At 60.5% G+C, this 13,322-nt stretch carries 12 protein-coding genes; 3 read left to right on the top strand and 9 right to left on the bottom strand.

Translation table 11 applies throughout. The features are described from left to right. Positions 1-26: 26 nt before the first annotated feature. The gene (locus QMX86_RS02085; protein WP_282382995.1) at positions 27-389 is read right to left on the bottom strand and encodes a DUF6124 family protein; all 363 of its coding nucleotides are present in this window, start codon (positions 387-389) and stop codon (positions 27-29) included. A 434-nt stretch (positions 390-823) separates the two neighbouring features. On the opposite strand from QMX86_RS02085, the gene QMX86_RS02080 reads away from it, so the two are divergent. Continuing rightward, positions 824-1,207: a hypothetical protein gene (locus QMX86_RS02080; protein ID WP_007920327.1), complete on the top strand. Its 384-nt coding sequence runs from the start codon at positions 824-826 to the stop codon at positions 1,205-1,207. Between the two features lie 186 nt (positions 1,208-1,393). Then, a complete protein-coding gene (locus QMX86_RS02075) occupies positions 1,394-3,961 on the top strand; it encodes a hypothetical protein (protein ID WP_282382992.1) in 2,568 nt (855 codons plus the stop codon). 84 nt (positions 3,962-4,045) lie between these two features. Here QMX86_RS02075 and QMX86_RS02070 read toward each other — a convergent pair whose 3' ends face one another. The 6 genes from QMX86_RS02070 to exbB form a co-directional block, all read right to left on the bottom strand. Further along, the gene (locus QMX86_RS02070) at positions 4,046-5,446 is read right to left on the bottom strand and encodes an aminoacyl-tRNA deacylase and HDOD domain-containing protein (RefSeq protein WP_073470910.1); all 1,401 of its coding nucleotides are present in this window, start codon (positions 5,444-5,446) and stop codon (positions 4,046-4,048) included. A 79-nt stretch (positions 5,447-5,525) separates the two neighbouring features. Next, the gene (recG, locus tag QMX86_RS02065) at positions 5,526-7,601 is read right to left on the bottom strand and encodes an ATP-dependent DNA helicase RecG (RefSeq protein WP_282382987.1); all 2,076 of its coding nucleotides are present in this window, start codon (positions 7,599-7,601) and stop codon (positions 5,526-5,528) included. A gap of 9 nt (positions 7,602-7,610) precedes the next feature. Continuing rightward, positions 7,611-8,540: a hydrogen peroxide-inducible genes activator gene (locus QMX86_RS02060; RefSeq protein ID WP_024014805.1), complete on the bottom strand. Its 930-nt coding sequence runs from the start codon at positions 8,538-8,540 to the stop codon at positions 7,611-7,613. 276 nt (positions 8,541-8,816) lie between these two features. Then, positions 8,817-9,563, bottom strand: coding sequence for an energy transducer TonB (locus QMX86_RS02055; RefSeq protein ID WP_024014804.1), 747 nt, complete (start codon positions 9,561-9,563; stop codon positions 8,817-8,819). Then, the gene (gene exbD / locus QMX86_RS02050; RefSeq protein WP_016772535.1) at positions 9,560-9,988 is read right to left on the bottom strand and encodes a TonB system transport protein ExbD; all 429 of its coding nucleotides are present in this window, start codon (positions 9,986-9,988) and stop codon (positions 9,560-9,562) included. Before exbD ends, QMX86_RS02055 begins: the two co-directional genes overlap by 4 nt. A gap of 6 nt (positions 9,989-9,994) precedes the next feature. Next, positions 9,995-10,948, bottom strand: a complete 954-nt coding sequence (exbB, locus tag QMX86_RS02045; RefSeq protein WP_024014803.1) for a tonB-system energizer ExbB — start codon at positions 10,946-10,948, stop codon at positions 9,995-9,997. Positions 10,949-11,136: 188 nt separating this feature from the next. On the opposite strand from exbB, the gene QMX86_RS02040 reads away from it, so the two are divergent. Next, a complete protein-coding gene (locus QMX86_RS02040) occupies positions 11,137-11,994 on the top strand; it encodes an SDR family oxidoreductase (RefSeq protein ID WP_110644512.1) in 858 nt (285 codons plus the stop codon). Positions 11,995-12,134: 140 nt separating this feature from the next. Here the strand turns inward: QMX86_RS02040 and QMX86_RS02035 are convergent, their stop codons facing one another. Together QMX86_RS02035 and QMX86_RS02030 are read right to left on the bottom strand one after the other, a co-directional pair. Further along, positions 12,135-12,875 carry a hypothetical protein gene (locus QMX86_RS02035; protein WP_122705554.1) on the bottom strand — a complete coding sequence of 247 codons (741 nt, stop codon included), beginning with the start codon at positions 12,873-12,875 and terminating at the stop codon, positions 12,135-12,137. A gap of 65 nt (positions 12,876-12,940) precedes the next feature. Further along, complete coding sequence (locus QMX86_RS02030) at positions 12,941-13,321, bottom strand: RidA family protein (RefSeq protein WP_014340863.1); 381 nt, start codon at positions 13,319-13,321, stop codon at positions 12,941-12,943. Between the last annotated feature and the right edge of the window lies 1 nt (position 13,322).

Here is a 13,322-nt window from a genome sequence, read left to right as displayed (position 1 = left end):
CCCCACTTTTTCATCCGCGAATCTCGCTAAGATTTGGCAGCCAGGTTCCGCACTTCAATATGGTCAAGCGTCCCTTCCACCATCAATCGCACCCCGTCCGCCATTCTGCTCAGGGCCAGTGCAACTGAGCGGCGTGAGCCATCTATGTCGTCCGCAAGGTCCGCAGCGATGATGCTGATGGATAGCAGGTCTTCCGAGGCGTTGGCCAGGAGGGCTTCGGCATCGATGTCCGGGTTCAGGCTGAACAGGCCTTCGCGGCGTGGGGCCGGTGGATGGCCGGGGTTGCCCAAATGGTGATCAAGGGTGCGTTTGGCGGCTTCATGTAATTTTCCTGAATCGAAGGATTCGTAGGGGGAGGTGTCCTCGGTGTTGGCAGTTGAATTGGTCATCGGTGTAAATCCCTTGGAGTAAGAAGAAATTGCTCCCGAATTCGGACTTGCACATCCGGTCACCGAATAGCCGATGACGCAGGAAGCCTATCGGTGATCTTCAAGCCCGCCTAGTTCACGGACAGCCCCGCACTTTGCAGGAAACTTCCCATGGATTCGCGGGGCGGAAGATCAAAAGATCGCAGGCTTCGCCAACTCCTACAGGTATGTGTTTCAACAGGTGTAGGAAAGGTGAGTGGTGAGACGCGGAGCGTCTCGGGATGCATTCCCACGCGGAGCGGGGGAACGATCAGTGGGCGAGCGCTTAATCGTGACTTGGCAGTCATCGTGCGGGAAATGGTCTGCATCCTCTTCCAACAGCTTCAGATACTGGCGTTATTGTTCGAATCCCTTACACTGCCCCGGCCGTTCATTTTCCTTTTGAGGCTGTGCGCATGAAATTTCGTTTTCTTCTGTGGATGATGGGTTTGTTGATGGGTAAGGCCAGCCGGACAAATCCTGCGTTCCAGCAGCAGTTGGGTGACAAGGATCTGGTGTTTCAGCTGCAGACGCTGGACGGGAAAGTGGCGCGGCATTTCGTGGTCAAGGATCAGCGCATCACCAGCAAGTCTGGGGTGGTCGCAGAACCGGCGTTTGCGATTGCGTTTAAAGATGCCGGTTATGGCTTTGCGACGATGCAGGCGAAGAACAAGCAGTTGGCGTTTATGCAGGGGATTCAGGACAAGTCGATCCAGCTCAAGGGCAATCCGGCGCTGGTGATGTGGTTTCAGGGGTTGATGAAGTATTTGAAGCCGAGGAAGGCAAAGGCCAAGGCTTGAGATTCTCTTGGTTGGCTCAAAGCGAGGCGCATCATCAAATCGTGCGCTCGTTGGCTCGAAAAGTCGCTGTTCAGGTCTGTGAAGACAGTCGAACTGTCATTTCTATCAGGTGCTTCGCGCATCCCTACGATGCTCTACTCAAGCTCCGGTCCCGCAAGGACGCAACGCACTTGATGGAGCAAGAACATGACTCAGGCTCAAGTCTTAACCACCCCAGGTACCCCTGATCCATCTTTCGCCCTGAATGGTTTATTGAAGTTGCCGATACCGGGCATCGCGAGCCATGAAGCTGCGGCCGTTTTGGCACTCCCCGACAGGAAGTTGCTGGTCGCCCTTCCTCAGGAAGGAAATGATGCGCCGCTTGCCATCGCACGATTGAACGAAGACGGGACGCTCGACAAGTCCTTCGGCAGTCATGAGACAGGTTTCGTCGAGATATCTTTAAAGGACGCGAGCATCAGCGCCGTGTTTGGGCTCGATGCGTTGCAGGACGGCGGCTGGCTGGTGCGTGTTCAGTACTTCACACAGAAGGCCGTCGACGCTGGCCAAGCAATGATCCGCTTGAAAGGCAACGGTGAGCTGGACGATTCGTTCGGCGATAAAGGCGTGAGTTTATTTTCTTTCTACAAGATCCCGGGCTCCACGCTTGCGTCGTCGGCAGGGGCGAAGTCAAGCCAAAAGTCCCCCGCTACAAATGCCTCTACCGGCTCTGCAGTTCAGCAGGCCGATGGCAAAATCGTCCTGCTCCATTTCCTGCTGATCGATGAGCCATGGCCATCGCCCGTCGTGATGCGTCTTTTGGCGAACGGCTCGCTCGATCCATCATTTGACGGCGCGGGGTACGTCTCGGTGGATGTCGGTGCCACCTCGAGCACCGCCGGCGCTATCGCTGTTCAAGCCGATGGCAAGGTGCTGGTTTGCGGATCCTTTCAGAATGGTGAGACAGGCTCCGGAGTTTTTCTGGCACGTTTGGACGCAGCGGGGAAGTTGGATAGGGAATTCAACAACGGACAAGCGAAGCTGATTTTCAACGAGGATGGCGAGCGCTCTCTGAAAGCCATTTCGGTGCGGGGAAGTGATGGCCGGATCGTTGCGGTCGGTGATGCCTGGCAAGAAAACGTCCACGGCGGGTTAGTGGTTGTGCTGACCGCCAGTGGAGCGGCCAATCTTGTATTCAATAATGGCCAGCCTCTGTTTTCCCCGTTACTGCCAGACGGGTTGTCGTGGTGGCATACATCACAGCTCGACGGCTCGATCATTGTCGTTGGTGCCGGGGATTCAGCGGTAATGACCGCGCGCTTTCTTGCTGACGGCAAACTGGACACGGCCTTCAACGGTATTGGCTATACGCTCTTCGATGACGTCGCGGGGCCAGTGTTTCCTCGGGATCTGGCAATCATGGAGGACGGCCGAATAGTGGTGTCCATGACCCACACCAGCCTTTCTGATCCTTCACGGGTGGATGGCTGGATCGCTCGCTATCTCAGCGCAAACCTGACGGGTGGCACGCTTGATTTTGATCCGTCTTTTGGTGACAGCGGCATCGTCAGATTCCCCCTTGGAGGACTGTCTGAGTTTGACGTAAGAGCGCTGCTGGCGCTGCCCGACAACAAGTTGCTGGTGGCTGTCCGTCGACGCAAGGATGGCCTGGAAACGCTGATCGCCCGGCTTCTGGAGAACGGCCAACTGGACCTTGAGTTTGGTGAAGAAAGGACCGGATTCGTCGAAATCTCACTCAAGGACGGTCTATATATGCACTCGATGCTCGAGTTGACGCCGTTCCCGGATGGCGGTTGGCTCGTTCGTGCCGAGTATCAGAATAATGGGCCTGTTGTTTCTGCCGGGCTGGTTGTCGTGAAACAAGACAAAGACGGGCGGCTGGATCAGGACTTTGCTGAACAGGGTGTGCGTTACCTTCCTTATGCGCAGATGGGCAGCGCGGGCCCTACCGGCGACGCTGTTTTGCAGCTGGGCGACAAAATCCTGCTGGTCAGCTCCGTCGAAGACGGCACTGGCCGTTTGAGTGGCATCGTCATGCGGCTCAATCCGGATGGTTTCAACGACATCACATTCAATGGTGCGGGGTTCGCGTTTGTCGAACTCGCTGGCATTGCACACCAGCACAGTTCTGCGCAGGTGGTCGCGCATCAACCTGACGGCGGTGTAGTGGTTGGTGGCAGCTACAGCGGACCATCTCCGGGCGCTTACGTCATTCGATTCGACGCTAACGGCAAGATCGACAGGTCATTCGGCGAGAGCGGTAACGGCGTCGTGATCATCTCTGGAGAGGATGATATCCACCTGTCCGCCATTTCAATTGTGGATGGCAAAATTGTTCTTGCAGGGTCTGCCGTAAGGGACGGTGCCATGCGTGGAGTGATTGCGGTCCTCACGTCCAAAGGCTCCTACAATCTCGTATTCAATAACGGTAAACCGTTGTTCTCCGACTTCGTCCCGCAAGGCTTGAGGTGGTTGCACTGTGTGGCGCGACTTGACGGCTCAATCGTCGTCAGCGGCGATACCGGGATCGGAGTCACTGACGATGATCCGAGTGCGATTACGGCGAAGTTTTTGGCAGACGGAACACCAGACCTGTCATTCAACGGCACAGGGTTCAGTATTTTCGACGAGGACGGCGTCCTGGAAGCTCTTCATGACATGGCGGTTTTGACGGACGGCCGAATTGTAGTGGGAGGGTATTTCATTGGAAGCTTCCCGAACCCGCAGGGCTGGGTGATTCGGTACCGAGGTTGATTACGCCAATCAACAGTTGGCCGCAACACACCCGCTCCTGGGGATCGCATCGATCTCGTGGGAGCGGGCTTGCCCGCGAGCTTTTCAGCCCTGGCTGAATTGTGAAGCCAGTTCACGCAGCAGCACTTCAGCCTCAAGCACTTTGCTGACGACATCGTTGGCTTTGTCACGACTCAAACCAACGCGTTCGAGCAACGCATCCGGAATATCTTCATCCGGTCCGGAGCCAATCCCGCGACTGCGCAGCAGGCGTACGGCCAGGCAGACGAGGTTCGGGTATTCGGCGTAGGCGCCGTCGTAGCTTGGGTCGTGCTGGAAGCGCAAAGCGGTGGCCAGCTCATCCGGCATGTCCCAGTAGCGCATCAGCCACGAGCCGATCTGTTCGCGGCTGATACCGAGCAGGTGTTGCTCGATGTAGCTGTGGCACAGGTGCGGGTTGACCTCCAGGTGGCGGCAGATCAGCGAGAAGTGCGGCGGAAACACGTGGGCCAGCAGCAGGTAACCGAAGTTATGCAGCAGACCGGCCAGATACGTCAGGCCGGCTTCCGGGCGCTGGGCGCGCGGCATGGCGCGGGTCAGGCCTTCGATGACGGCGGCGGTGTAGATCGACTGCTGCCAGTACGGTGTGGTGTGTTGCGGGTGGTCTTTCGGCAGGCTCAGGGTCTTGCCGAGGGCCAGGCCCAGCGCCAGGTTGATTACCAGATCAAAACCCAGCACGCGGACGATCGCGTCTTCCACCGAACGAATCTTGCCCGGCGAGGCGTAATACGGCGATGCTGCCCAGCTCACCACTTGTGCCGCCAGTGCCGGATCGGTTTCAACCACGCCAGTGATGTCGTCGATGGTGGCGTTCGGATCAACGCGCAGCTTGATGATTTTTTGTGCAGTCTCGGCCAGCGGCGGAATCTCGATGGTCGCTTCCAGACGCTGTTGAATGCGCCGCGCAGTGAACGCCTGCACGGCCTGGGTGATTTCCTCGCGGTCATCGTCCGGGCGGTCGAGGTTGGGGCGAATGCTGCTCAGGGCTTCGCCGAAGTTGGCCGCGCTGGCTTTGGTCAGCATCGATTTGAAGTCTTCGCTGCTGATTTCCAGCAGCAGGCCCGGCTCGCCGGAGTTGATCAGCAGCTTCGGCTCGCGCAGCAGGCTTTCTTCGTAGAGGCACGGCGAACTGGTCAGCGCCGGCAGGCCCGGCAGCAGGCTCAGATTGTGTTTGCCGAGCATCTTTTCCAGGCGCTCGGTGGACACGGCTGTGAGGCGGCGACCAGTGAGTTCGGCGAGGCGATTGAGATCCAGCAACTGGCTCTGTGGAAACAGCACCATCAACGCGCCCACGGCGTCGTCCAGCAGCACGGCCTGCACTTTGCGCGAGGCATTGAGGCCGTGGTGGTCGAGCACTTCTTCGTAGGCAACGCCCAGCTTGTTGAGCAGCAGCCGAATAACAGACGGAGCTTGCGGAGATTCGGGGACGAGAGCAGCTTCGGTCATGGTCTGTATCCGTTTTTGAAACAATGGCAGGAGTATAACCAGCTCTGTAGGAACGATCCTGCACAAACTGCGACGGTGCTCACACTTGGCCGTATTGCTGCCCATGGCGCAGCCAGCGGTCAAGCAATGGGCTGACGTGAGTCGGCCAGCGCTCCAGCAAAGCCTGGGCGGCGTCGCGCACGGCGGGCAGCAGGTCGGCGTCGCGCATCAGGTCGGCGACCTTGAATTGCAGCAGGCCGGTCTGACGGGTGCCGAGCATTTCCCCAGGGCCACGCAGTTCGAGGTCTTTTTCGGCGATGACGAAACCGTCGTTGGTCTCGCGCATGATGCCCAGGCGCTGACGACCGATCTGCGACAGCGGCGGATGGTAGAGCAGCACGCAATGGCTGGCGGCGCTGCCCCGGCCAACGCGGCCGCGCAACTGGTGCAGTTGCGCGAGACCGAGGCGCTCGGGGTTTTCGATGATCATCAGGCTGGCGTTGGGCACGTCGACGCCGACTTCGATCACGGTGGTGGCGACCAGCAGTTGCAGGTTGCCGGCCTTGAACTCGGCCATCACTGCGGCTTTCTCGGCCGGCTTCATGCGCCCGTGAATCAGCCCGACTTTCAATTCGCCGAGGGCGGCGGTGAGGTCTTCAAACGTGGTTTCGGCGGCCTGGCAGGTCAGCTCTTCGGATTCTTCAATCAAGGTGCAGACCCAATAGGCCTGCCGCCCTTCGGCACAAGCACTACGCACCCGTTCGATGACTTCGACGCGGCGGGTGTCGGTGACCAGCACGGTGTTGACCGGGGTTCGGCCGGGCGGCAATTCATCGAGGATCGAGGTGTCGAGGTCGGCGTAGGCACTCATCGCCAATGTGCGTGGAATCGGCGTGGCGGTCATGATCAGTTGGTGCGGGCACATGCGCCCGCCGACGCCTTTCTGCCGCAGCGCCAAACGCTGCTGCACGCCGAAGCGGTGCTGTTCGTCGATGATCACCAGAGCGAGGTTCTTGAACTGCACTTCGTCCTGAAACAGCGCGTGGGTGCCGACCACCATTGGCGTGCCGCTGGCAATCTGTTCCAGCGCGGCGACGCGATTCTTGCCCTTGAGCTTACCGGCCAGCCACGCGACTTCAATGCCCAGCGGTTCGAGCCAGCGCTTGAAGGTGATGAAGTGCTGTTCGGCGAGGATCTCGGTCGGCGCCATCAATGCAACCTGGTAACCGGCCTCCAGCGCCTGCAACGCGGCGAGCGCGGCAACCACGGTTTTGCCCGCGCCAACGTCACCCTGAATCAGGCGCAACATCGGTTCGTGCTGACTGAGGTCGTAGGCGATTTCGTTGCCGACGCGCTGTTGCGCGCCGGTCGGGTGGAAGCCGAGGTTTTTCAGGTATTTCGGTGGCAGCCTGGTGGCTTTCGGCATCGCTGGCGCGCGCAGCGAGCGCATGCTTTCGCGCAGACGCTGCTGCGACAGTTGATGGGTGAGCAGTTCTTCGAAAGCCAGGCGATGCTGCGCCCAGTGATGGCCGAGGGCGAGCTCATCGACATCGGCATCGGCGGGTGGGTTGTGCAGATAGCGGATCGCATCGGCCAGCGGCGCCAGTTGATAGTCGCGGGCCAGTTCGGTCGGCAGCCAGTCCGGCAGGGTGCTCGGCTTGAGCAGTGTCAGGGTCTGCATGCACAGCTGGCGCAGGCGCTGCTGGGTCAGGCCTTCGGTGAGCGGATAGACCGGGGTCAGGGTTTCATCGACTGGCGGCGGTTCATCGCCGGTGATCGCGCGGTATTCCGGATGATAGATTTCCAGGCCTGAGGCGCCGGGCCGGGCTTCACCGTAGCAGCGAACCCGCGTGCCACGCTTGAGGCCTTCTTTCTGCGCATTGCTGAAATGGTAGAAGCGCAGACTCAGCCCGCCGGTGCCGTCCTGCAAGCGCACGACCAGGCTGCGGCGGCGACCCATGACTACATCGGCGCCGCTGACGGTGCCTTCAACCACGGCGTCCTGACCCGGCCGCAGCGCACCGATCGGCACCACACGGGTGCGATCCTGATAACGCAGTGGCAGGTGGAAGAGCACGTCCTGCAGATTCTCCAGGCCGACCTTTGCCAGTTTCTCGGCCATGGCCTCGCCGACACCCTTGAGTGCCGTCACCGACACTTGCGACAGCTCCGTCATGACGCTCGCTTAACCGGCCGTAACCGGCGCGGCAGGCTTGGCCACCGAGCACAGGCGAATGGAGTCGGCGAGGATCTCGATGGCTTTCGGCCGTGGGAAGCTCGCGCGCCAGGCGATCGCCACGGTGCGGAACGGCACCGGCGCGGTCAGTGGACGCACTTCGATCACGCCGGGGGCGTAGTGATGGCTGTCCACTGCCGACAGCGGCAGGATCGAGATGCCCAGGCCGGACGCGACCATATGGCGAATGGTTTCCAGCGAGCTGGATTCGACCGTAGTGTGCTTGGCGCCGTCGTTGCCTTTGGTCAGGGTCGGGCAGGCCTCAAGCACCTGATCGCGGAAGCAGTGGCCTTCACCGAGCAGCAGCAGACTCTTGTCGTTGAGCAGGCCGGCGTCGATGGACTCTTTCTTGGTCCACGGGTGCTGGGCCGGCATCAGGACGTAGAACGGCTCGTCGTACAGCGGCAGGGTCAGCACGTCGGCTTCGTTGAACGGCAGGGCGATGATGATCGCGTCGAGCTCGCCGTTGCGCAGTTTGTCGCGCAGTACGTGGGTAAAGTTTTCTTCGATGTACAACGGCATCTGCGGGGCGACCCGGTGCAGTTGTGGAATCAGATGCGGGAACAGATACGGGCCGACGGTGTAAATGGCGCCGACTTTCAGCGGCGCGGTCAGCTGATTCTTGCCGGCCTGGGCCAGTTCGCGAATGCCTTGGGCCTGTTCCAGGACTTTTTGCGCCTGGGCGACGATGCCTTCGCCGACCGGGGTCAGGCGCACGGCGCTTTTGCTGCGCTCGAAAATCAGCACACCGAGTTCGTCTTCAAGTTTCTTCACGCCCACCGACAGCGTCGGCTGACTGACGTGGCAACGCTCGGCGGCATGGCCGAAGTGCTGCTCTTGGGCGAGGGTAACGATGTAGCGTAATTCTGTGAGGGTCATAGCAAGCGTCCATGAAGATGCGCGCCAAGCATACCGGCTGCAATCGATAGACGCACGTTATCAGACTGCGGGCTGAGTGCGACACCGGTCGAGGTCGGTTTGCCGCTGGCAGATACGCAAAAGGCACCTTTCGGTGCCCCTTGGCTGGATCTACTGGTTAGCACATCACTTTGTGGGAGCGAGCTTGCTCGCGAATGCGGTATGTCAGACGAAACTGCTCTGACTGACCTGGCGCCTTCGCGAGCAAGCTCGCTCCCACAGGTATTGCGGTGTTGCTTAGCGGCGGCGTTCGAGCGAATAAACAAACGGCGCAACAATTTCGATCGAGCCGTTGTTGAGCATGTCGGCCGGCGGCTTTGGCAGCGGTTGCGCGCGGCGGATCATGTCCAGGGTGGCCCGGTCCAGATCAGCATTGCCAGAGCGGCCCACCAGTTCGAACGACAGCACATTACCTTCGCCATCAACCACGAAGCGCAGACGATTCAAGCCTTCCTTGCCCCGCGACTGCGCACTCTGCGGGTACTTCTTGTACTTCTGCAGATGCGCGAGCAGGGCGCCTTGCCAACTGGCCTTGGCCGCCACTTGAGCTGGCGATGGGCCCGGTGCCGGCTGGGCGGATTTCTCCGTTGGCGCCTGGGTCGGTTGAGTATCGGCCGGTTTTTCCTCGGAAGGTTTTTCCTTCGGCGGCTCGGGCAGCTTTTTCTCGACCGGCTTCGGCGGTTTTGGCTTGGGCTTCGGCTTGGGTTTGGGTACCGCGATTTCCGCTTTCGGTGCTTCAGCCAGTTTCGGAATCGGCAATTCTTCCACCGGAGCCGGTGGCTGCGGCGGTGTGACGACTTTCGGCGGAGCCGGCGGTGGCGGGGCAGGCAACGGGGCCAGCTCGACCATCATTGCCTGCGGCGGCAATTCGATGGGCGGGCGGGCAGTCCAGTTCAGCGCCAGCGCGATGGCCAGCGCATGCACGCCCAGCACCACGGCCAGGCTACCGCTGTAACGCGTCAGCTTATGGCGCGTCGTGATCATTTCTTGGCTGCCGTCTCGAGACCTACCAGGCCGACCTTCAGGTAACCGGCGGCGCGCAGGCTGTCCATCACGCTCATCAGGTCACCGTAATCCACGCCTTTGTCAGCCTGGAAGAAGATCGTGGTGTCTTTCTTGCCCTGAGTCTTGGCGTCGAGGGTAGCGCCGAGGGTTTCGGCTTTCACTTCGTCGTCACCGAGGAACAGGCGCTGGTCAGCTTTCACACTGAGGAACACCGGTTTCTCTGGCCGCGGCGCCGGTTTGGCGGTCGAGGCGGGCAGGTCGACTTTGATGTCCACAGTGGCCAACGGCGCGGCCACCATGAAGATGATCAACAGCACCAGCATCACGTCGATGAACGGCGTGACGTTGATTTCGTGGTTCTCGGCCAGATCGTCGTCTGCGCCTTCTTTCAAATGCAGGCCCATGGCCGATTACCCCACTTTAACCATGTGCGGCTGCGAGCTGCGCTCAGGCTGGTGGTCGAGATCGCGGCTGACCAGCAGCAGGACTTCTGCCGAGGCATCGGAGACCTGCGCCTTGTAACCGGCGATGGAGCGGGCGAAGACGTTGTAGATCACCACCGCAGGAATCGCCGCAACCAGACCCAGTGCAGTGGCCAGCAGGGCTTCAGCGATACCCGGTGCGACAACGGCGAGGTTGGTGGTCTGGGTTTTGGCGATGCCGATGAACGAGTTCATGATGCCCCACACGGTACCGAACAGGCCGACGAACGGCGCGGTCGAACCGATGGTGGCGAGGACGCCGGTGCCGCTGCTCATGTTGCGACCGCAGGCCGCTACGAGGCGCTCAAGGCGGAAGCTGACGCGCTCCTTGATGCCTTCTTTCTCGCGGCTGTTGACCGACAGGCGCATCTCTTCGAGCGCGTCGTGCACCAGCAGGTTGGCGAGGGTGCCTTCTTTACCAGCGGTGGCGCTGGCTTCCTTGAGGGTGGTGGCTTTTTTCAGTGCGGCAATTTCGCCACGCAGACGACGCTTGGCGCCCATCAGCTCGAAGCCTTTGGCGATCCAGATAGTCCAGGTGATGATCGATGCGATGGCCAGACCGATCATCACGATTTTCACGATGATGTCGGCGTTCTGGTACATGCCCCACGGCGACAGGTCGTGGGCCATGCCCAAGGTGTTGTCGGCTTCGAGGACTTCAGGTGCGTCGGCCGCGTCGACAGCCTGCACCGGATCGGTGGCGGCCGGTGCAGCCGGAGCGGCAGCGGGTGCGCTCTGCTCGGTGGCGGCTGGGGTGGCGGGCGCTTGGGCGTCGGCGAAGGCGGCGGTCGGTGCCAGCATCAGGCTGAGCAACAGAGCCGCGACGGCGCTCCAGGCGCGAGGTCGAGTGGTTGGCGAAGCGGGAGTTTGATTACGTGTCATGCTGGCCGGACCTGAGATAGAAAAACGTTGTTGCTCTTCCAGGCCTCGTGAGGCCGAGAACAAAAGTGGCGTGCATTATTGCAAGTAATTCTTGTTAACAAAAGTAATAGAGTAACTTTTTTTCCTTCATTGCTAGCCGTTCGTCCTGTGCCAGAGCTAGTCTGTGCCTTTCCGATGGGAGTTTTCTGATGTCCGCGCCTTCTGTTTTGATTGCCGGTTGTGGTGATGTCGGCAGTCGTCTGGCCACGCAATTGCTGGCGGCTGGCTGGCAAGTCCATGGCCTGCGCCGCGACGTTTCCAAGCTGCCGGAGGGTGTCATCGGCGTCGCCGGCGACCTGTTCAGCGAAGAGTGTCCGGCGACCTGGCCGGTAGGCGCTGTCGATTATCTGGTGTATTGCGCTGCGGCAACCGATCACGACGAAGAGGGCTATCGCAAAGCTTACGTGCAGGGTTTGCAGAATGTGCTGAGCTGGCTGGGTGACTATGGTCAAGTGCCCGAGCGACTGATCTTCGTGTCCAGCAGCAGCGTGTACGGCCAGCAGGATGGAGCATGGGTGGATGAGACCTCCGAGACTGTCGCGGCCGGATATTCAGGTCGCTTGATGCTCGAAGCCGAGCAGGTCGCGCTCAATAGCGGCATCCCGGCAAGTGTGCTGCGCCTGACCGGCATTTACGGCCCGGGTCGCGAGTGGCTGTTGACTCAGGTGCGTCGCGGCTATCGCGTGGCGATTGATCCGCCGCTGTATGGCAATCGGATTCATGCCGATGATGCAGCGGGGCTGCTGGCGTTCTTGCTGGGAAAAGACCGTGAGGGCGTCAAGCTGGACCAGCTCTATATCGGTGTGGATGACGCGCCGGCGCCGTTGGGTGAGGTGGTGGGCTGGTTGCGCGAGTATCTGGGTGTGACTGAATGGGCCGAAGACGCCAGCGTGCGGCGCACTGGCAGCAAGCGTTGCAGCAATGCGCGGGCGAAAGCGTTGGGGTGGGTGCCGAAGTATCCCAGCTACCGTGAAGGCTACGCAGCTATTCTTGAAGGTAAGTGCTGAATTACCAGCAACACAAATACCACTGTGGGAGCGAGCCTGCTCGCGAATGCGGTATGTCAGTCATTATCAGTTTGACTGACCCACCGCGTTCGCGAGCAGGCTCGCTCCCACATTTGATCTTCTGAGGTTTCGGAAGCAGCTTACTGCTTCTCCAGCAACCATTTGCGCTCACCTGCGGCAAACTGCGGTTGCTCATCCGCCAGCGCAGCGTTGACTGCTTGCAAAATCTCCAGCTCCTTGCCATTGCGCACAAAGATCCAGTTATTGCCCTGGCCATTGAGTTGCAGCCACATGCTGTCGTTGCCATTGCTCATGGACGCGCAATCGCCGGCCAGGCACAAGGCATAACGGTCAACGCCCGGCAGGCCGGTTACCTGGCCGTCGGCCTGGAACTGCACGGTGCCGCCTTCACCCTGGCCGCTGGCGATGATCCAGTTGCCGCCCAGATACGCCGAATACAGAGCGCGTTCGAAGCTGGCCCCGATTGGCGCGCCTTCCGGCACCGGGATCTGTGCGCGATCGAAAAGCTGTTCGGGTTCGTTGTCGCTGGCAGCTTGCTGCAGGCGCCCGCCATCGCGTTTCAGTTCGCTGGCGGAGCTGCCGTAGAAGTCGACTTTCCAAGCGCCGGACTCTTCGCCCAGCAGCCGTCCTTCGACGTTCTCAAAACCGTTGGTGTAGCGAGCCTGACCGGCCTTGGTGTTGACGTCCCATTCCAGATTCGGGCCGTAAGCCTGCAGCGCTTCACGCAGGGGACCGCCCTTGGCGGCGGCATCGATCGCCACCTGGTTGATCCAGGTGCCGCTGATGTCACGGTCGGCAGGGTCGCTGGCGCAGCCGCCGAGAAACAGGGCGAGCAGCGAGAGAGCTAGCGCTTTGCGCATGGTGGAATCCTTTCAAAACCTTTTCTTGCGGCAGTCGGCGCGGCGTGCAGGCCGCGCCGTGCGCATCACTCGATGACCAGAATGGCATCCATTTCAACCTGCGCACCCTTCGGCAGGGCGGCCACGCCAATGGCGGCGCGGGCAGGGTATGGCTGGTCGAAGTACTTGCCCATGATCTCGTTGACCTTGGCGAAGTGGCTCAGGTCGGTGAGGAAGATGTTCAGTTTGACGATGTCCTTGAACGAACCGCCGGCGGCTTCGGCCACGGCTTTGAGGTTCTCGAAGACCTGGACGGTCTGGGCTTCGAAGCCCTCAACCAGTTCCATGGTTTTCGGGTCCAGAGGAATCTGGCCCGACATGTAAACGGTGTTGCCTGCCTTGATCGCCTGGGAGTAAGTACCGATGGCGGCCGGGGCCTTGTCGCTGGTGATGACGGTTTTGGTCATG

This window comes from Pseudomonas sp. PS01270, assembly GCF_029959775.1.
Classification (GTDB): domain Bacteria; phylum Pseudomonadota; class Gammaproteobacteria; order Pseudomonadales; family Pseudomonadaceae; genus Aquipseudomonas; species Aquipseudomonas atacamensis.
Note: the sequence above shows the minus strand (reverse complement) of the source record. Positions and strands in the feature narration are given on the sequence as shown.